This is a genomic window from Mesoterricola sediminis, assembly GCF_030295425.1.
GTDB lineage: Bacteria > Acidobacteriota > Holophagae > Holophagales > Holophagaceae > Mesoterricola > Mesoterricola sediminis.
On the sequence record NZ_AP027081.1, the window covers coordinates 3,700,253 to 3,718,784 of the forward strand.

Annotated in this window: 16 protein-coding genes; 7 read left to right on the forward strand and 9 right to left on the reverse strand. The window is 71.8% G+C overall.

The annotated features are described in order from the left end of the window. Positions 1–13: 13 nt before the first annotated feature. The gene (locus R2J75_RS16045; protein ID WP_243329592.1) at positions 14–1,582 is read right to left on the reverse strand and encodes a methyl-accepting chemotaxis protein; all 1,569 of its coding nucleotides are present in this window, start codon (positions 1,580–1,582) and stop codon (positions 14–16) included. Between the two features lie 44 nt (positions 1,583–1,626). Beyond that, positions 1,627–2,949 carry a class II D-tagatose-bisphosphate aldolase non-catalytic subunit gene (locus R2J75_RS16050; RefSeq protein WP_316410597.1) on the reverse strand — a complete coding sequence of 441 codons (1,323 nt, stop codon included), beginning with the start codon at positions 2,947–2,949 and terminating at the stop codon, positions 1,627–1,629. A gap of 100 nt (positions 2,950–3,049) precedes the next feature. Here R2J75_RS16050 and R2J75_RS16055 point away from each other — a divergent pair, with 100 nt between their 5' ends. Both R2J75_RS16055 and R2J75_RS16060 read left to right on the forward strand, forming a co-directional pair. Beyond that, positions 3,050–3,622: a hypothetical protein gene (locus R2J75_RS16055; protein WP_243329596.1), complete on the forward strand. Its 573-nt coding sequence runs from the start codon at positions 3,050–3,052 to the stop codon at positions 3,620–3,622. Positions 3,623–3,758: 136 nt separating this feature from the next. After that, the gene (locus R2J75_RS16060; RefSeq protein ID WP_243329598.1) at positions 3,759–5,198 is read left to right on the forward strand and encodes a putative bifunctional diguanylate cyclase/phosphodiesterase; all 1,440 of its coding nucleotides are present in this window, start codon (positions 3,759–3,761) and stop codon (positions 5,196–5,198) included. On the opposite strand, the gene R2J75_RS16065 is transcribed toward R2J75_RS16060, so the two are convergent. Beyond that, positions 5,155–6,330, reverse strand: a complete 1,176-nt coding sequence (locus tag R2J75_RS16065) for a sensor histidine kinase (protein ID WP_243329600.1) — start codon at positions 6,328–6,330, stop codon at positions 5,155–5,157. The genes R2J75_RS16060 and R2J75_RS16065 overlap by 44 nt on opposite strands. A 68-nt stretch (positions 6,331–6,398) precedes the next feature. Here R2J75_RS16065 and R2J75_RS16070 point away from each other — a divergent pair, with 68 nt between their 5' ends. Beyond that, positions 6,399–6,776, forward strand: coding sequence for a (2Fe-2S) ferredoxin domain-containing protein (locus R2J75_RS16070; RefSeq protein ID WP_243329601.1), 378 nt, complete (start codon positions 6,399–6,401; stop codon positions 6,774–6,776). Here the strand turns inward: R2J75_RS16070 and R2J75_RS16075 are convergent. The 4 genes from R2J75_RS16075 to R2J75_RS16090 all read right to left on the reverse strand — a co-directional run bounded on the left by R2J75_RS16075 (position 6,773) and on the right by R2J75_RS16090 (position 10,537). Further along, positions 6,773–7,297, reverse strand: a complete 525-nt coding sequence (locus R2J75_RS16075) for a DUF4337 domain-containing protein (RefSeq protein ID WP_243329603.1) — start codon at positions 7,295–7,297, stop codon at positions 6,773–6,775. The genes R2J75_RS16070 and R2J75_RS16075 overlap by 4 nt on opposite strands. A gap of 41 nt (positions 7,298–7,338) precedes the next feature. Further along, a complete protein-coding gene (locus R2J75_RS16080; RefSeq protein ID WP_243346405.1) occupies positions 7,339–8,997 on the reverse strand; it encodes a DUF4139 domain-containing protein in 1,659 nt (552 codons plus the stop codon). A gap of 48 nt (positions 8,998–9,045) precedes the next feature. Further along, on the reverse strand, positions 9,046–9,825 hold the full coding sequence (locus tag R2J75_RS16085; protein WP_243346403.1) for a DNA/RNA non-specific endonuclease: 780 nt from the start codon (positions 9,823–9,825) through the stop codon (positions 9,046–9,048). Positions 9,826–9,904: 79 nt separating this feature from the next. After that, complete coding sequence (locus tag R2J75_RS16090; protein ID WP_243346402.1) at positions 9,905–10,537, reverse strand: cyclase family protein; 633 nt, start codon at positions 10,535–10,537, stop codon at positions 9,905–9,907. A gap of 97 nt (positions 10,538–10,634) precedes the next feature. Here R2J75_RS16090 and R2J75_RS16095 point away from each other — a divergent pair, with 97 nt between their 5' ends. Together R2J75_RS16095 and R2J75_RS16100 are read left to right on the forward strand one after the other, a co-directional pair. Next, positions 10,635–11,030, forward strand: a complete 396-nt coding sequence (locus R2J75_RS16095; RefSeq protein ID WP_243329609.1) for a bacteriohemerythrin — start codon at positions 10,635–10,637, stop codon at positions 11,028–11,030. A 201-nt stretch (positions 11,031–11,231) separates the two neighbouring features. After that, entirely contained in the window at positions 11,232–12,413 is a 1,182-nt protein-coding gene (locus tag R2J75_RS16100) for a threonine--tRNA ligase (RefSeq protein WP_243329611.1), read from the forward strand. A gap of 5 nt (positions 12,414–12,418) precedes the next feature. Here R2J75_RS16100 and R2J75_RS16105 read toward each other — a convergent pair whose 3' ends face one another. Then, complete coding sequence (locus R2J75_RS16105) at positions 12,419–13,552, reverse strand: hybrid sensor histidine kinase/response regulator (protein WP_243329613.1); 1,134 nt, start codon at positions 13,550–13,552, stop codon at positions 12,419–12,421. A gap of 15 nt (positions 13,553–13,567) precedes the next feature. Then, complete coding sequence (locus R2J75_RS16110; protein WP_316410598.1) at positions 13,568–16,195, reverse strand: response regulator; 2,628 nt, start codon at positions 16,193–16,195, stop codon at positions 13,568–13,570. 266 nt (positions 16,196–16,461) lie between these two features. On the opposite strand from R2J75_RS16110, the gene R2J75_RS16115 reads away from it, so the two are divergent. Both R2J75_RS16115 and R2J75_RS16120 read left to right on the forward strand, forming a co-directional pair. Beyond that, positions 16,462–17,844: an aminopeptidase P family protein gene (locus R2J75_RS16115; RefSeq protein WP_316410599.1), complete on the forward strand. Its 1,383-nt coding sequence runs from the start codon at positions 16,462–16,464 to the stop codon at positions 17,842–17,844. Continuing rightward, positions 17,841–18,524 carry a GntR family transcriptional regulator gene (locus R2J75_RS16120; RefSeq protein WP_243346400.1) on the forward strand — a complete coding sequence of 228 codons (684 nt, stop codon included), beginning with the start codon at positions 17,841–17,843 and terminating at the stop codon, positions 18,522–18,524. Before R2J75_RS16115 ends, R2J75_RS16120 begins: the two co-directional genes overlap by 4 nt. Positions 18,525–18,532: the final 8 nt, after the last annotated feature.

An 18,532-nucleotide genomic window follows, 5' to 3' on the forward strand; every position in this document is an offset into this window, starting at 1 on the left:
CAATGGGCGCGGACTAGGTCCGGAACTGCTTGGCCAGGGCGGTGAGGCCTGCGGCGGTGAGGGCGAGGCCGTCGGAGCTGCGGCTGATGTTCTCCACCGTGCTGCTGAGCTGGACGCTGGCGCTTGCGTTCTCGGTGGCCTTCTGGGCGGTGAGGTCGACCTGCTTGGCGACCTCGGCGCTGGCGATGGACTGCTCTTCGGCGGCGGAGCTGATCTCCAGGGCCATGGAGGTGACCTGGCCGATGTGTTCGCGGATGTCGCCCAGGGACTGGACCGCCTCCTGGACGGTGTCCTTGCCGCGGGTGACGGCCTCGTTGCTGACCTCGATGAGCCCGGCGATCTCGCGGGCGCTCTGGGCGCTGCGCTCGGCCAGCTTGCGGACCTCCTCGGCCACGACGGCGAAGCCCTTGCCGGAGGCGCCGGCCTTGGCGGCCTCGATGGCGGCGTTGAGGCTGAGCAGGTTGGTCTGGCGCGCGATCTCCTGGATCACCCGCACGGCGTGGACGACCTTGGCGGCCGAATCCTCCACCTGGCCCATGGCGGCGATGGCGGCCTCGCCCGAACGATCGCCTGCCTCGGCGGCCTCCACGGCCTGCTGGGCCTGGCGCTGACTGGCCTTGACGTTGCCGGCCACCTCGACGATGGAGGCGGACAGCTCGGTCATGGCCGAGGCCATGCGCTCCACGGCCTCCCGCTCCTCCTCGGAGTTGCGGGCCACTTCCCGGCTGGTGGCGGCGATCTGGTGGGTGGCGGCGGCGAAGTGCTCGGCTGTCTCGGCGACGCGGACGCCATCGAAGCGGATGCGGTTGACCATGCCCTTGAGGTTGGACTGCATGACGCGCAGGGTGGCCAGGAGGCTCGTGGTGTCGCCGGGCGCGGTGTCGACTTCGACCCGCATGTCGCCGGCGGCGATGGCGCGCACGAGGCGGATGGCCTCGCCGGGATCGCCGCCCAGCTGGCCCTTGAGGCCCTTCATGAGCAGGACGCCGATGATTCCCGAGACCGCGACGCCGGCGATGCCCGCGCCCCAGGCCCAGGCGCCGCCCTGGGCGGCGATGGCCGCGACGGCGGCGACGAGGGCGGTCTTGATGCCGAGCCCGGCCCAGAAGCGGGTCTGGGTGGGGATGCCGGCGAAGGGGATCCAGGGGTGGATGGCGGTCTCGGCCAGGGTCTTGCCCTTGTTCGCGAGGGCGTAGACGCGCTGGGCCTCGCGGATCTGGGCGAGGCTGGGCTTGGAGCGGATGGAGACGTAGCCGGCGACCTGGCCCCGCTCCATCACCGGCGTGACGTTGGCGTCGACCCAGTAGAAATCGCCGTTCTTGCAGCGGTTCTTCACGAGGCCGAACCAGGGCTTGCCCGCCTTCACGGTCGCCCAGAGATCGGCGAAGGCCGCCGCGGGCATCTCCGGGTGGCGCACCAGGTTGTGGGGCTGCCCGATCAATTCGGCTTCGGTGAAGCCGCTGATACGGATGAACTCATCATTCACGTAGGTGATCCGCCCCTGGGGATCCGTCATGGAGACGATGAACGCACCCTCCCGGAGTTGGTGCTCGACCTGCGTAATGGGCTGGTTATTCCGCATGCGTTCCTCGGGGGACGGCTGGCTTGGACGCCATGTTCCTATTATCAATTATTTCCTGATCCTGGGGGATCAACCTTGTCACCTTTATGTAACTGACAGGCTTCAAAGTAGCTACCCAGGACCTGGCTGACGGCGAAGGGGGGAATCGCTCGGCCGGACGCCTCCAGGTGCCCGTCCAGGACGGCTTCGAGGGCCTGGGGCAGGTGGTGGCTGAGCAGCTGGAGGGGGAGCGGCCCTTCCGTGAGTTCGAAGAGGGCCTCCACCTCCCGCTCCACGGCGGGGTCGGTCCAGTAGTACCGGGAACGGTCGAAATAGCTGAAGAGGCGCGCGTAGGCCTGCTCCCGGGGGGTGCCCCGGTGATGGTCCTTCCAGCGGGCGGGATCCCGGCGCATGGCCTGGTCCAGCACCTCCCGCACCTGGACGGGGCCGGGCTCGCCCTCCAGGCGGGTCATGTCCCGCACCAGATCCTCCAGGGCGAAGACGGCCTCCCGCCAGGCGTAGGTGAGCCAGGGGCCCACCTGGAGGATGCCGAAGCCGTCCTCGACCATCTCCCGCAGGGAGGCCGGGCTCTGGTAGTCCGTGAAGGGGACCTCGAAGAGCCAGGGGCCGCCCCGGAAGGCCCGCGCCAGCGGCAGGGAGCGGCGGGGGTTGTAGCGGTGGATGGCCGATTCCGTGAAGTCGGCGCCGCACCTGACGCGGAAGGCCACGACGCGCTCCCAGGCGCCGGCGATGCCTTCGGCCTCGAAGGCCTCGCGGTGCAGGTCGGCGGTCCGGAAGACGGTCTCCGGATCCGTGATGGGGGCCTGCTGTCCGGGGAGGAGGGCCGGCGCGGGCATCTCCGCGTCCAGGACGTAGACCGGGGCCGCGCCCGCCAGGGGGGCCGCCGCGTAGGCCTCCTCCGCGGCCCGGCAGAGCTGCGCGGCGCGGCGCGCGGCCACGGCGGGGCCGAAGTCGGGCCCGTCGCCGTTGCAGGGATGGCCGGTGTCCATGTGGAGCTTGCGGAAGCCCGCCGTCACGAAGGCCCGCGCCGTCTGCGCCGCCTTCTCCATGGCCTGCGCGGGGCCGTCGTGGCGGAAGGCCCCGGGGCCGAGGTGATCGACCCCGAGGATCAGGGCGCCTAGATCCAGGTCGGCCTGGACGGCCAGGGTGTGGAGCCGCTCGCGGTGTTCGGCCGGGGTCCGGCCCAGGTAGCCGCCCAGGTGGTTCACCTGACTGCAGGTGCAGGCGAGGATGAGGGGGGCGTCCCAGTCCCGGGCCACCCGGACGGCGGCGGCCAGGACCCCGGGATGCGTGGTCCGCACCGACGGAAGGCCCCGGTTCGTGCCGAGGCGGCGCTGGTCCAGCAAGGTGATTAGACGGTCGGGCAAGGGCTGGCCCTCCTGAGGGAAGGGACGTGCAACCGAATGATTGTTCATTCTAGCGTCACAACCTTTTTTTCATATCCTCCAGATGTTTTATAGTTCAACCATGTCTCCCTCCCAGACCTCCTCCGCCGACCCGGCCAAGGTCCGCCGTGTGCGCGGCACGGGCATCCCCCTGATGGTGGCCGCCGCCCGAGCGGCAGCGGGCGAAGCGGCCTGGCTCGAGCGCATCCAGGTCTTTTCACCGGAGGTCCAGGCCTTCCTGGAGGAGCCGGTCGGCCTCGACACCTGGGTGGACGCGGACCTGGTCGCCGAATGCCTGGCCCATCTGGCGGGCGTGGTGACCCTGGGCTCCATCCCCTCCGCCCTGGGCGCCGAAACCATGCGCCTCCGCCATCCGGAGGCCTTCCAGGATCCCGACGCCCTGATCGGCTTCCTGCCCAGGATCTGGGCGCATTCGGTGGAGGGCGGCCGGCTCGACGCGCACCGCACGGGCCCCGCCTCCGCGGAGGTGGAGGTGTGGGCGGACTGGGCGGTCCCCCTCTTCTTCGACACCCACCTCCCCGGGTGGCTGGGCCACGCGTTCCGCCTGGCCGGGGCCCCAGGGGCCGCAGTCGAGGCCTGCGCCGAGCCCCCCTGCCGCCACCGCTACCGCCTGACGTGGCCGGAGACACTATAATTTCCCAATTAATTTCTATCGCCTTGAGCGGCCGGGCCGGAGAAACTGGTCCCGGCCCCCAACGCCTTGATCCCGAGCAGGCACCCCAGGAGTCGCATCCGTGGCCTCTCCCCATCCCGAACCGGAACCCCGTGACATGCTACTGAAGGACTCCGACGCCCTCGAGCTGGTGGAGCAGCTGGCCCAGGCCCGCAAGGAGGTCGCCCAGCTCAAGTCCCAGCTGGAAAGCCTGCGCGACCAGGACCCCCTGACGGGCCTGCCCAACCGCATCCGCCTCGCGGACCGCACGGGGCAGGCCATCCTCATGGCCCACCGCCAGGGCAACATGGTGGCGGTGCTGTTCGTGGAGCTGGACCGGTTCAAGAGCGTCACCCAGACCCTCGGCTTCGCGGACGCGGACGACCTCTGCATGCAGCTCACCCGCAGGATCTCCGTGCTGCTCCGCCCCGGCGACACGCTGGCGCGGGTGGGCACGGACCAGTTCGCGGTCCTCCTGCCCGAGGTGCGTGATCCCCTCGAGCCCCTCAAGATCGCGCAGGGCATCCTCGACGCCCTCGCCATCCCCTACCGGGTCTCCCAGCGGGAGGTCCGGCTCACGGCGAGCATCGGCATCAGCCTCTCCCCCCAGGACGGCGACAACGCGGCGACCCTCCAGAAGGAGGCGGAGAACGCGTGCAACCGCGCCAAGAACGGCGGCGGCAACGCCATCCAGTGCACGACCCTCACGCTCTCCGAGGCGGCCTTCGAGCGCCAGCAGATGGACGCGGCCCTGGGCGAGGCCCTCGCGAAGAACGAGATGCGGCTCTTCTACCAGCCGCAGTTCAACATGGAGGGCCACATCATCGGCATGGAGGCCCTCCTCCGCTGGCAGCACCCGGTGCTGGGCTCGGTGCCTCCCTCCAAGTTCGTGCCCCTGGCCGAGGAGAACCTGCTCATCCACGCCCTGGGCGAATGGGCCCTGGCCACCGCGTGCCGGCAGGCCGCGGTCTGGCAGGCCCTCAGCCCCCGCCCCATCAAGCTGGCCGTCAACGTGAGCCCTGTGCAGCTCGCCCATCCCCGCCTGGTGGACCAGGTGGCGCGGGTGCTGCGCGAATCCAAGCTCAGCCCGTCCTGCCTGGAGCTGGAGATCACCGAGAGCACCCTCCTCAAGAACCCCGATCCCCGCCATACGCCCCTCCACGACCTGAAGGCCCTGGGAGTGCGCATCGGGCTCGACGATTTCGGGACGGGCTACTCCAGCCTCAGCTACCTGCAGCAGCTGCCCATCGACACCCTCAAGATCGACCAGGCCTTCGTGCGCAACATGCACCCGGACCGCCCCGGCGTCATCTCCAGCAACCCCATCGTCCAGACCATCGTGAACCTGGGCAACAACCTGGGGCTCGCGCTCGTGGCCGAGGGGGTCGAGACCCAGGCCCAGAAGGAGACGCTCCACGCCATGGGCTGCCACAGCTTCCAGGGCTACCTCATGGGCCGGCCCATGGAGGCCGCCGCCATGGGGATCCACCTGGAGACCCAGATCAATTCGGCCTTCAACGCCCTGCTGGGGCACCCGAACCTGGAGCGGGCAAACTGATCGTGAACGTGGTGCCGTCCTCGGGGGTGCTGGTGAACCCGACGCGGCCGCCCAGGAGGTTCTCGCCCAGGAGCTTCATGGCGTAGGTCCCCAGGCCGCGCCCCGCCTGCGCCTTGGTGCTGAAGCTGCGCTGGAAGACCTGGGCCGCCACCGCCTCGCTCATGCAGCCGGGGTTGTGCACGGAGAAGGCGGGGGCGGTCCCGTCCAGGGCGAAGGCCAGGGTCACGGTCTCCCCGGGCCCGGCGGCCTCCACGGCGTTGACGGCCATGTTGGAGAGCACGCGCAGGAGGAGGACCGGGTCGGTGGTGATGCGGGCGCCCCGCAGGCCGCGGAGCCGCAGGTGGAGGCCCTTGCTCCGCACCATGGGGTGGGGCGCCAGGCTCTCCTGCAGCGAGGCCAGGAAGGGATCCGCCTCCACCGGCTGGAGGTCGACGGGGACCTCGCCCCGCTCGGCCTGCACGAGCAGGCGCTGGTGGTTCACAGCATCGCTGAGCCGGCCCGAGAGGTCCACGATGCGGGCCGCGGCGGACGCCAGGTCCACGTCGCCCTCCTTGAGGAGGTCCGCCCAGCAGCTGAGGGCCGACAAGGTGTTCCCGAGGTCGTGGAGGAAGGCCGTCTCCAGCATCTCCCGCCGGTGCTGGTCGCTGATGTCGTGGAAGACGGGGATGAGCACGCGGCCCAGGGGCAGGCGCAGGGAGGTGGCCCGGAGCTGGAATTCCCGGGCCTCCCATCGCCCCTCCTTGCGGATGGACATGCGGCATTCGCTGGAGACGGGGCTCTGGCCCTCCTGGGCCGCCAGGAGGGCCAGGGCCGCGCCGCAATAGCGGCAGGCGCGGGAGGTGCCGCAGCCGTCGGGCCCCTCCTGGGCGTGGACGCAGTGGGCGGCCTCGCCCCAGCGCATGCCCAGCGGGTCCACCAGGCCCTCGGCGCGGAGGGCCTCCAGCAGGGTCGGGTTGGCGGCCAGGATCTGCCGCTGGTCGTTCAGGATCACCACGTACCCGTCCAGGGATTCCAGGATCGCCTGGGCGACGGGGCTCTCCACGCAGGCCTCCACCTGCACCCGGAGCTCGGCCTCGTCCACTCGGCCGGCGGGCAGGAAATGGGTGTCACCATCGAACGGGGCGGGGACCATGGGCGCTCTGGGAATGCCCCAGGATACGCCCGGGGGCCCCGCGGCTACAATGGGCGCAGGAGGCCGCCATGCCCGAGATTCCGGTCCCGCCCGCCCCGGAGGAGGACGCCGCGAAGTCCCCCGTGATCGACACCCCCATCCGGCGCCAGGTCCTCGTGTGCACCCACACCAGCTGCGCCGCCAACGGCAGCGGGGCGGTGCTGGAGGCCTTCCGCCGCATCCTCGCCGACGAGCAGCTCCTCTTCCACAAGGGGAACCGGAAGGGCTCCGTCTCCTGCACCCACTGCGGCAGCATCGGCTTCTGCGCCATCGGGCCGGCCGTGATGGTGTACCCCGACGGGATCTGGTACGCCCACGTCCAGCCCGGGGACGTGCCCGAGATCATCGAGTCCCACATCAAGGGCGGCCGCCCTGTGGAACGGCTGGTCCGCAAGCGGCTCGGCTAGAAGAAAAGCAGGAACCCGTTCACGAAGTTGACGATGCCCACCGCGCCCACGGCCATGCCCAGCCACCACACGGGCTGCTTCTTGAGCAGGGCGGCGATGGAGCAGAGGAGGATGGCGATCTGCAGGTAGATGACGGCGACGCCGAAGGCGGCGCCGTGCTTGAGGGCATCCTCGCGCTCCCGCTCCAGGCTCTGGGCCTTGGCCTGGATCTCCGCCTTCTCCTGGTCGTAGCGGGCCACCTTCTTGGCGTAGTCGTCGGCCTTGGCCTTGAGGTCCGCGGCGCGGGCCCCGGTGGCGCCCTTGGCCTCCAGTTCGAGCTGGTCGCGGGTGATCTCGCAGAGGTTCCCCTTGATGCTCTTGGCCTGGTAGAAGGCCCACTGATCCGAGGCCTGGGTCTGGCGCATGACCGAGCGGGTGGAGTGGCCGCCGCCCCGGAAGGTCGCCAGCGTGGCGCACACCGCGAGGATCACGGTGGAGAGGGCGAGGAAGTTGAGCCAGGGTTCTTTCTTGTCGTCAGCCATGGGGCTGATTTCAGCGGAGGACAGGCCGGGCCGTCAAGGGGTCACTGGGGCAGGTGCAGATCCCCGGCGCCGGAGAGGACCATGCCGGCGGGGATCCGGATCTGCGTCCCCAGGACGACGGCGCCCTCGCCCTTGGCGGGCACCGCCACGCGCCAGGCGCGGACGCCGGGGACGGGGCCCTCCTGGGAGGGCGTGGCCTCGGGGAGGGCGGTGATCCGCACCTTGTCGCTGCTGGGCTTGAGCTCCCGGTCGAGGAGCTCCACCTGGACGGGCGAGGCCGTCTCGTTGGCGACGACGATGCGCTCGCGCAGGGTCCACTGGAGGTCCTTGCTGAAGGTACCGACGCTCTCGCGCAGGGCCTGGGTGCGCTTCAGCTCCACGCGCACGCCCCGGTAGGGGCCGAAGCCCAGCTGGTAGGGCTGGCCGGGGGCGGGCAGCTCCAGGGCGCCCTGGCCCACCCGCTGGGTGCCGGCGTAGTGGACCACCTGCGAGCCGGGGAAGAGGGGCACGCCCTGGGGCATCTGGAAGCGCGCCACGCGGTGGACGAGGGGATCCAGCCGCGGGGTGGCCACGAGGGAGAGCTCGGGCTGGAGGTCCCGGGCCAGGACGCGGAAGCGGTGCTCCTCGCCGTCGGCGGGGATGTCCTTGGCGCCCTCCAGGACCCAGGTGGCGGCGAGGCCCTGGGCCTCCTCCAGGGGCGCGGCCTCCGCGGGCGCGACGTCCGCCACATAGGCGTTCTGGGTGATGCCGGCCGACAGCTCCACCACCGCTGCGGCGGCGCGCTTGGCAACCTGGCGCGGGGCCGGGGGTGGCGGGGGCGCCGGCAGGGCGGCGTCCAGCTCCGCGGGTCCGCGGTAGGCCGCGAGGGCCAGGTTCCGGCCGGACCGGGCGTTGGTGATCTCCACCTGGACCCCCTTCCAATCCTCGCCCGTGGTCTGCTGCACGGTGGCCTGGAGGACCAGTTCCAGGGTCCGGCCGTCCCCGGCGAGGCGGGCTTCGTACGAGGGGCGCCAGCCCGCGCCGGGGAGGCGGTAGGTCAGGTCCACCTCGACCTCCCCCGGACGGCTGGTGGCCACCTCCACCGTGGCCGTGGAGGGGCTGGTGCTGCGTTCGGCGTTGCGCTTGGCCAGGTCCTGGTTCAGCCGTTGGAAGACCTCCCGGGCCTGCTCCAGGTCCCGGCGGCGGCGGCGGTCCCGGGTCAGGACCTCGGCCAGACGTCCCTGGAGCCCCTTGCTCAGGTCCACGACGGCGGTGGCCCCCGGCAGGGCGCTGGTGAGCCGGGCGGAGATCTCCTTGTCGTAGGCGGCCTGCAGGCCCGTGAGGAAGGTCACCTCCCGCTGCAGGGCCTCGCCCTCCGCCTCAAGGCCGTCCACCCGGTCCCGGGCGGCCTCCCACTCGGCCTTGAGGGCCTTGTACTCGGGCGTCTCCGTGACCTTGCGGACCTCCGCGCCCAGGGAAAGGTCCCCCAGCCGGCTGCCTTCGGGCCCCCGGGCCGCGACCCGCACATCATCCTGGGAGAGGCCCGGGGGCAGGTCCCGGATCACGAAGCGGTGCACGCCGGCCGCCGCGACCCGGGCGGCCCCGCTCCGGGTCACCCAGGCGGTGTCGGGGTGGAGGCGCACCCGCCGGATGGGCGCCGTCAGCGGCGTCTGGGCGGCCAGATGGAAGGCAAGGCAGGGGAGAAGCCAGAGCGCGTGCATGAGGACCTCGGGATTTCCCAAAGTATAGCCAGGGTCCGCGCGGCCGGGTCAGGGCTGGGGGGCCTCCACCTCCGCGGCGTCGCAGCGCCCCTCCAGGTCCGGGCGGTCCGGGGCCACGTCCACCCCGGCCCGCTCCCGCACGGCCTTCAGGGTGGTGGCGTACCGGGGCCAGGCGGCCGCGGGCAGACCCGCCTCGTGGGGGATCAACCAGGCGCAGGCATGGGTCTCTCCGGCGGGGGTGATCCAGATGGCGGCCTTCCACAGGGCCGAAGGGACGGCGATCCCCGTGTCCGCCAGGGTCTGGTCCGCCAGCACGGGCCCGGTGTACACCCAGATGTGGGCCGTGCGCGCGGTGAGGCCGGGCCGGAAGGTCCCGGCCGCGCGGGCGCCGCTGACGGCCTCCTCCAGCCGGGCCCAGATGCCGCCGTTGTGGGCCTGGAGCTGGGGCACCATGTTGGCCATGGAGAAGGTCTCCCGGGCCGCCTCCCGGCCGAAGGCGTAGGCGATGGCGGCGAAGGGCGTGAGGTGCCCGCGGCTGTAGCCGGTGCCGGTGTAGTCCCGGGGGGAGACGGCCGCCTGGGTGAGGGGCTCCGCGAAGAAGGGCATGGCCTTGCGGGCCACCTCCCGGGGCTCCCCGCCCCCGCCGTCCACCCGGTACACGCTCCACAGGGGCGCCTTGTCCGCCTCCGAGTAGCCCACCGCGTAGGCCATGTAGGTGACCACGGTGACGGGCTTCGGGGCCCGGGGGGCCTGCCCCCCGAAGAACAGATCGGCCGCCTGGAGGGCGAACGTGGCCAGCAGGAGGATCGCCAGGCGCAGGGCTTTCACGGGAACTCCCCTAGGTTCTGAGGGATCAGAAATCTATGGGGAGCTTATCACGTGCTCGCTGGAGCCTACGGGCCCTCGCTCAGAGCTCGGTCGTCACACCGGTGGCCAGGATGGCCCGCACCGGCGAGCCGTCGCCGCCCTCGATGCGCAGGGGCAGGGCCGACAGGAAGTAGAGACCCGGCGGGACGGCATCCAGGCGCAGGCCCTCCAGGCAGCGGAGGTCCCGGGCGAACAAGGCATGGTGGCTTTCCAGCGCCGCGCTGTCGAAGGGGTCCACGCTGGGCGTATCGAGGCCCACCAGACGGCAGCCCCGGTCGGCCAGCCAGTTCACCAGGTCGGGCGACAGGGCATTGAAGGTCTCCCGGAAGGCCTCCGGATCCGGATAGGATCCCGTCCGGAAGAGCACCCGGGGGGCCCGCGGTTCGTGGGGCAGGTGCTCAGGCAGGATCCGGGCGCGGGGCGGCAGGTCCACGGCGATGACCTCGCAGGGGCCGAAGTAGGCCGCCAGGTCCACCTGGTCCATGGCCGGCGCCCCCGGCACCACGTGGGCCGGCGCGTCGGCGTGGGTGCCCGCGTGGGAGGTGGTGCTGAAGGTGCTGGTGGTCACCCAGTCGCCGGCGTCCAGGCTCAGGCCGACCTTCCGCTGGAAGCCGGTGTCGCCGGGCCACACGGCGAGACGGGAGGAGAGGGGGGCGGTGACATCGTAGAGCATGCCTCCAGCCTACCCCTTTCCATGAAACATGATTTTTACAATAAAGGATCGACCGGTAGGTGATTCATATGGTAACTCATAACCATTGGAGGTTTGCATGGCCCTCATCACCTGGGACGCCCGGCTCGAGACCGGGCACCCCACCATCGACGAACAGCACAAGGCCCTCATCGATGCCTACAACGCCCTCCACTACGCCATGAAGCAGGGGAAGGGCAAGGACGAACTCCACAAGGTGCTGAGCTTCCTCGCCGACTACACGGTGTCCCACTTCCGCATGGAGGAGGACCTGATGGCCGCCCACGCGTACGCCGGTGCCCAGCGGCACAAGGAACTGCACGCGGACCTGGTGGCCAAGGTCACCGACCTGGTCCACAAGCTGAACAGCGGCCAGGCCATGCTCACCCTCCAGGTGATGGACTTCCTGGAGGGCTGGCTCGTGGAGCACATCCAGGGCGAGGACTACCGCCTCGCCCAGGCCCTGCGCGCCTGACCGAGCCCCCCCTTGCGCCCCCGGTTCCGGGGACGTAGCCTGGATCCATGGCCTGCGCCGTTGTCACCACCACGACCACCACCGCCCCCGGCGGGTGAGGATCGTGCGGACCTGAAACGAGCGCACGACCCCGACCCCGCCCCCCCGGCGGGGTCGGCGCGTACGGGCCGCCTCCGCCGCCTTTCCCGCACGGAGGAAACGATGCTGGACCCCCACGATCACCGCGCCCTGGGCCGCAGGATGCGCCTGTTCCACCTCCAGGAGGAAGGCCCCGGCATGGTCTTCTGGCACCCCCGCGGGCTGGCCTGCCTGCGTCTCCTGGAAGCCCGCGTCCGCCGCGTCATGGAGGCCGACGGCTTCCTGGAAGTGCGCACCCCCCAGGTGCTCGCCCGCTCCATGTGGGAGCGCAGCGGCCATTGGGACGCGTTCCGGGACGGACTCTTCATCGTGGCGGGGGCGCCTGAGCGGGCCATCAAGCCCGTCAACTGCCCCGGCCACATCCAGATCGTCCAGCGCCTGGCGCCCAGCTGGCGGGACCTGCCCCTCAAAGTGGCGGAGTTCGGCGTCTGCCACCGGAACGAACCCAGCGGGGCGCTGCAGGGGCTCTTCCGCCTCGTCCAGTTCACCCAGGACGACGGACACCTGTTCTGCCTGGAGGACCAGGTGGTGCCGCAGGTGGCCGGCTTCGCGGCCAGCCTCTTCCGCTTCTACGCGGCCTCCGGCTTCCCCTCGGCCCAGGTGGCCCTGGCGACCCGGCCCGAAGTGCGGGCCGGCGACGACGCCACCTGGGACCGGGCCGAGGCCTGGCTGGGCGAGGCGGCCCGACAGGCCGGACTCTCCTTCGAAGTGCATCCGGGGGACGGGGCCTTCTACGGGCCGAAGCTGGAGTTCACCCTGCGCGACCGCCAGGGGCGGCCCTGGCAGTGCGGCACCCTCCAACTGGACCTGGTGATGCCCGAGCGCTTCGGCCTGGAGGTCGCGGGTCCCGCCGGCCCGCTGCGCCCCGTCATGCTCCACCGCGCCCTCCTGGGCAGCCTGGAGCGCTTCCTGGGCATCCTCCTGGAGCACCACGGGGGGGACCTGCCGCTGTGGCTGGCCCCGGAGCAGGTGATGCTGGCGCCGGTGGAGGCCGCCCACCAGGCCTTCGCCGCCCACCTGCGGACCCGCTTCCAGGCCGCGGGCCTCCGGGCCGTGATCGCGCCGCCCGGGGACAGCCTGGGCCGCAGGGTCCGGACGGCGCGGGACCTGGGCATCCCCTGGTTCGTGGCCCTCGGGGACCGGGAGGCCGCGGGGGGCCCCCTCCACCTCCGCCCCCGCCGGGGCGAGGGCCGGGAGGCGCCCCCGGAGGATGCGATCGCCTGGCTCGCGGCGCAGGACGCCTGAGGCGCTCAGACCGGCAGGAGCATGCGGAAGCAGCTGCCGAAGCCCACCTGGCTCTGGGCGTGGATCTGCCCCTGGTGGGAGGCCACGATCCGCTGGGTGATGGCGAGGCCGAGCCCGAAGCCCTTGGGCGCGTCCTCGCCCTTCACCTGGCGGAAGGGGTCGAAGATGAAGGGCAGCTCCTCGGCGGGGATCCCCCGCCCCGTGTCGATGACGTCGATGCGGAGGAAGGTCAGCCCCGCCTCCACGCCGGCCCCGTACTCGAGCCCCGTCTCCAGCTTCACGGCGCCGCCCCGGGGGGTGAACTTGAGGGCGTTGTCCAATAGGTTGTCCAGGGCGCGGTCCAGCTTGGCCCGGTCCCCGTGCAGGACGGGCATGCCCGGGTGGAGGGAGGCCTGGAAGGCCAGGTCCAGGCGCTCGGCCCGGAACCGGAAGCGCTCCGCCACCGCCTCCAGCCACGCGCCGGCCTCGAAGTCGGCGCGATCCACGGGCAGCCCCTGGTGCTCGCTCCGGTGCAGCTCCAGCATCTCCTCCAGGAGCCGGTTGACGCGCTCGAAGCTCTCCTCGGCCTGGGCCATGGCGCCGGGGCCGACCCGGGAGCCCTCCTTCACCATGCCCAGCACCAGGCCGACGCTGGTGAGGGGGGATCGGATGTCGTGGACCAGCATGGCGGTGAAATTGGCCTTGAGGGTGTGGATCTCCTTGAGCTTGAGGTTGGCGTCCAGGAGGGCCTGGTTCTGCCGTTCCAGGTCGCGGCCCAGGCGCGCCAGGGTGACGTGGTGCTCCACCCGCGCCTTGACCTCCTCGATGGAGAAGGGCTTGGTGATGTAGTCCCTGCCCCCGCACTGGAAGGCCTTCACCTTGTCCAGGGGATCGTCCAGGGCGCTGATGAAGATCACCGGAACCCCCCTGAGCACCTCGTCGGCCCTCATGGCCTCGCACGTCTCGTAGCCGTCCATGCCCGGCATGGTCACGTCCAGGAGTACGAGTTCCGGCAGGTGCCGCCGCGCGGCCTCCAGGCCCATGGGCCCGCTCGTCACCGTCCGGATCCGGTGCCCGTCCACCTTGAGGACCACGGTGAGGAGCTCGAGGTTCGCTGGGTTGTCGTCGATGAGGAGGATGTCGGCGGGAGGAACGAGCATCGGGAGTCTCCTGGTTCAGCCGAGGTGTTCGAGCAGGTCCTGAAGGCGGTACGCGCGGAGCCGCCCCCGGACGGCCTCGCGGAGCCCGGCTTCGGGCAGCTCGGCGAGAAGGGCGTCGGCGGCGTCCAGGTCGCCCATCTTCACCTGGGCGGCGAACCGCTCCAGCCAGGCCGGGTCCTGGGCGCCCAGGGCGGTGATGTCGCCCATGCCCTGGGCCGCGCCGGGCGCGGCCTCCCGCTCCCAGCTCACGCCGAGGAGGGCCCGGACGAGGTCGAGCATGCGGTTGAGGTCGAGGGGCTTGGTTAGGAAGTCGTCGAAGCCGTGCTCGACGATCATCTCGCGCGTGACGTCGAAGACGCTCGCGCTCACGGCGATCACGGGGACGCGGGTGGCCATGGCCTCCTCCCGCCGGCGGATCCGCCGCACCGCCTCGAAGCCGTCCACCTCCTCCATGCGCAGGTCCATGAGGATGAGGTCCGGCCTCAGGTTCCGCCACTTCTCCACCCCTTCGAGCCCGCTCGCGGCGGTCTCCACCCGGAATCCCACCTGCAGGAGGATCTCGGAGAGGATCTCGCGGTTGCCCTCGCTGTCGTCCACCACGAGGATCCGGGGGGCCTCGCCGGAACCGGCGAGCCTGGGGAGGGCGTGCTCGCCGGGCCCCACCATCGGGCCCTCGATCTCGGGCAGCGGGAGGGTGAAGGTGAACACGCAGCCCCGGCCCTCGGCGCTCTGCAGGGACATACGGCCCCCGAGGCTCTCCGCGAGCGCGCCGCTGATGTGGAGGCCCAGGCCCGCCCCGCCCAGGGCCGCCCCCCGCCGGGTCTCCTGGAAGGCCGTGAAGAGCCCCGCCTGGTCCTCGACGGGAATGCCGGGGCCCGAATCCTCCACCGCGAAGACCGCCGAACCCTCCGCCCAGGCGGCGCGGGCGGTGACGTGGCCGGCCTTGGTGAACTTGAAGGCGTTGCCCAGCAGGTTGACGAAGATCTGGCGGATCTTCGCCTTGTCGCCGTTGACGTAGGGCGGGAACCCCAGCCGGTCCACGGAGAAGCGCAGCCCCTTCTGGGTCGCCGTCAGGTGGAAGAGCCCTTCCAGCTCCGAGAAGAGCCGCTCGGGCTCGAAGGGCTCGAGCTTCACCTCGCTGCGGCCGGCCTCGATCTTGGTGAGGGAGAGCACGTCGTTGATGAGGGAGAGGAGGTGTTCCCCGGCCTGCTGGATGCGCAGGAGCTGGCCCTGCTCCGCGGCGGGCCGCCCCGGCGTCCGCGCCAGGAGGCTGGCGTAGCCGAGGATGACGGAGAGGGGCGTCCGCAACTCATGGCTCATGTTCGCCAGGAAGACGGACTTGGCCCGGGAGGCCTCCAAGGCCCGCGCCTCACTGGCCCGCAGCCGCTCCTCGGCCTCCTTGAGCTTGGTGATGTCCTCCAGCAGGCCGTCCCACAGGATGCTCCCGTCCTCGAGGCGGGTGGGCGAACGCCGGACCCGCACCCACTTGATCTCGCCCGGGCGCTCCGTGTACGACCGCCCCTCCCAGGTGACGGGCGACAGCTGCGCCGCGGCTTCCGTCAGGGCGGCCAGGTATCCGGGCCGGTCGTCGGGGTGGACCTTGTCCAGGGAATAGGCGGGGTTCGCCTCGAGCACCGAAGGGGGCGCGCCGTAGAAGGCTTCGAACTGGGCGCTGCAGAAGGGCCAGGCGCGGCGTCCGTCAGGCCAGACCCGCGTCTGGTAGACCACGTCCGGCAACCGGTCCACCAGGGAGCGGTACCGGGCCTCGCTGGAGGTGAGCTCCGATTCCAGGGCCTTGATGCGGGAGAGGTCCTGGGCCACGCCCATGGTGCCCAGGAATTCCCCCTCCGGCGTCCGCACCTGGGAGATGCCCAGCAGCACCTCGGTGAGGTGGCCGTCCCGGTGGCGATAGTGGCACTCGCTGGAGAACCCGGGCAGGGCGGCCGCTTCCTGCACGGCCGGGATCCCCGGTTCGACGGGCCGGCCCAGCTGGGCCGAAAGCTCCGCCGCCAGGTGCTCCAACTCCTCGGACAGGCGCCACCAGGCGGGATCCCCCCGCCCCACGATCTCCTCGGCCGTGAACCCCGTCATGCGTTCGGCGCCCCGGTTCCACAGGTTCACCCGCCCGTCGGGATCCAGGCCGATGATGGCCGCGGACGCCCCGTCGAGCACCGCCCGTTGGAAGGCCTGCTGTTGGCGCACCGTCTGGAGGAGGACCTGGTTCTGGCGCAGGGTCCGGCCCAGCTCCCGCCGGACCAGGGCCAGTTCATCCCCCTCCGGCAGGTCCTCGGAGGGCGGCACGTCCGGCGTATGGACGGCCCGCAGCTGGGTCAGCAGCTTTTGCACGCCCCGGCGCACCCGGTAGGCGATGAGGTTGCTGAAGGCCACCGTCACCACCAGGGTGAGCACCGCCAGGGCCAGGCCGAGGGCGAGGGAGAGGCGCCCCTGGCTCCGCAGGGCCGCGATCTGGGCCTCCGGGACGCCCAGGCTGCCCGCGTGGCCCATCAACAGGCGCAGGGCCTTGCCTTCGGTCGCGATGGCCAGGCCGAGCACGGCCAGGGAGCCGGCGATGGCCATGCTCGCGATGACGAGCAGGCCGACGCGGACCTGGGAGGCGATGGAACCACGCGGTCGAAGGAGCATTGGGGCTCCGGCGAAAGGGATGTTGACAGGATTTTACAAGAATCGCGGGCCCGGACCACGGGAAATCCCCCGCCCTTCGGCCCCGGGGGGCCCCACGGCCCTGGGGCGGCGCGGCCTCCGAGCGGGCGATGGGTGGCTCCCCGCCGGGCCTTCCAACCTGGCGATGGCCCGGACCCGCCCCGTTCGCTGTGGGGCGCCCAGGATTGACCGACCAAGCGGCCATCTGATATATCACATATCACACCCCCATCGCCCGCGAGGTCCCCATGGCCGGATCCCTCCCCTACGCCCAACGGCGGCGCCGCCTCCAGGCCCGCTTTTCCGGAGGTCTCCTCCTGCTCCTGGGCAACGGGGAGAGTCCCATGAACTACCCGGACAACCCCTACCCCTTCCGCCAGGACAGCACCTTCCTCTACTTCACGGGAATCGCCCGGCCCGGCTTCGCCGCCCTGGTGGATCTGGACGCGGGCCGCACCACCCTCTACGCCGACGACCCCACCCTGGACGACATCGTCTGGACGGGCCCCCAGCCCTCCGCCAGGGATCTGGCGGACGCGGCCGGCATCGAGGGGGTGGCCGCGGCGGCAGCCCTGGAAACGGAGGTCCAGCGGGCCCTGGCCGGAGGCCGCCCGGTCCACTTCCTGCCGCCCTACCGGGGGGAGCACCAGCTGCGCCTCCAGGCGGCCCTGGGCCTGGCCCCGGCGGAGCAGGCCGCCCGGGCTTCGGTGCCCTTCATCCGCGCGGTGGCGGACCTGCGCATCCGCAAGGCCCCCGAGGAGATCGCCGAGATCGAGGCGGCCGTGGAGGTCTCCGTGCGCATGCACCTGGCGGCCATGGCCATGGCCCGCCCCGGCGTCCTGGAATCCGAGATCCGGGGCCGGGTCACGGAGATCGCCCTGGCCGCCGGCGGCGGCCTCTCCTTCCCCGTGATCGCCACCGTGCGGGGCGGGGTCCTCCACAACCACGACTACAGCCACGCCCTCGAGCCGGGGCAGCTCTTCCTGCTGGACGCGGGGGCCGAGACCGCCAACGGCTACGCCGGCGACCTCTCCAGCACCTTCCCCGTGGACCCCGCCTTCACCTCCCGCCAGCGGGACATCCACGACCTCGTCCTCGCGGCCTTCCTGGCCGCCGTCGCGGCCCTCCGGCCCGGGGTCCCCTTCCAGGACGTGCACCGCCTGGCCTGCCGGACCCTGGCCTCCGGCCTCCGGGACCTGGGCCTGATGAAGGGGGACGTGGACGAGGCCGTGGCCCAGGGCGCCCACGCCCTCTTCTTCCCCTGCGGGCTGGGCCACCTCATGGGCCTGGACGTCCACGACATGGAGAACCTCGGCGAGGGCTGGGTGGGCCACGAGGGCCGCCCCCGCAGCACCCAGTTCGGCCTGAAGTCGCTGCGCCTGGCGCGCCCCCTGGAGCCGGGCTTCGTCCTCACCGTCGAGCCCGGCATCTACGTCATGCCCGAGCTCGCGGACCGCTGGCGCGGGGAGGGCCGCTTCCGGGACTTCATCGACTACGGGGCCCTGGAGGCCTGGCGCGGCTTCGGCGGCCTCCGCATCGAGGAGGACTTCCTGGTGACGGAGGACGGGGCCCGCCGGCTGGGCCCGCCCAAGCCGCGCACCGCCGCCGAGATCGAGGCGGCCAAGGGATGAGCCCCGCCCCGGACGCCCCCCGCCCCATCGACGCCCGGCCCCTGCGGGAGCAGGTCTACGACCACCTCAAGGCGGAGATCCGCCGCGGCGCCTTCGCGTCGGGCTCCTTCCTCGACCTGAACCGCCTGGCCCGCGACCTGGGCGTGAGCCGCACGCCCCTGCGGGACGCGCTCCTGCAGCTGGAGGCCGAGGAGTTCGTCACCATCTCCCCCCGGCGCGGCGTCTCCATCCGGACCTTGGAGCCCCGGGACATCCGGGAGATCTACCAGCTGGTGGGGGCCCTGGAGGCCGCCGCCCTCCTCGCGGCGGCCCCCGGCATCACGCCCGCGGACCTGGACCGCCTCCGGGAGCTGGACCGGGGCTGCGCCCGGGCCGTCGCCGACGGGGACCCGGACGCCTACCGGGAGCACAACTACGCCTTCCACGACTTCTTCCTGGAACGGCAGGGAAACCGCAGGATCATCGCCCTCGTCCACCTGAAGAAGCACCAGCTCTACGACTGGACCCGGCGCGCGGAGCGCATCCACGTCCCCTGGGAGGAGCGGGGCATCCTCGAGCACGAGGAGATCCTCCGCCTCCTGGAGGCGGGGTCCCCCGCCGAGGCCGCCGCCCACCTGCGGGACGTGCACTGGGGCTTCGAGGCCCAGGAACCCTTCGTCCGCCAGGTCTACTTCCCCTGAACCGCCCG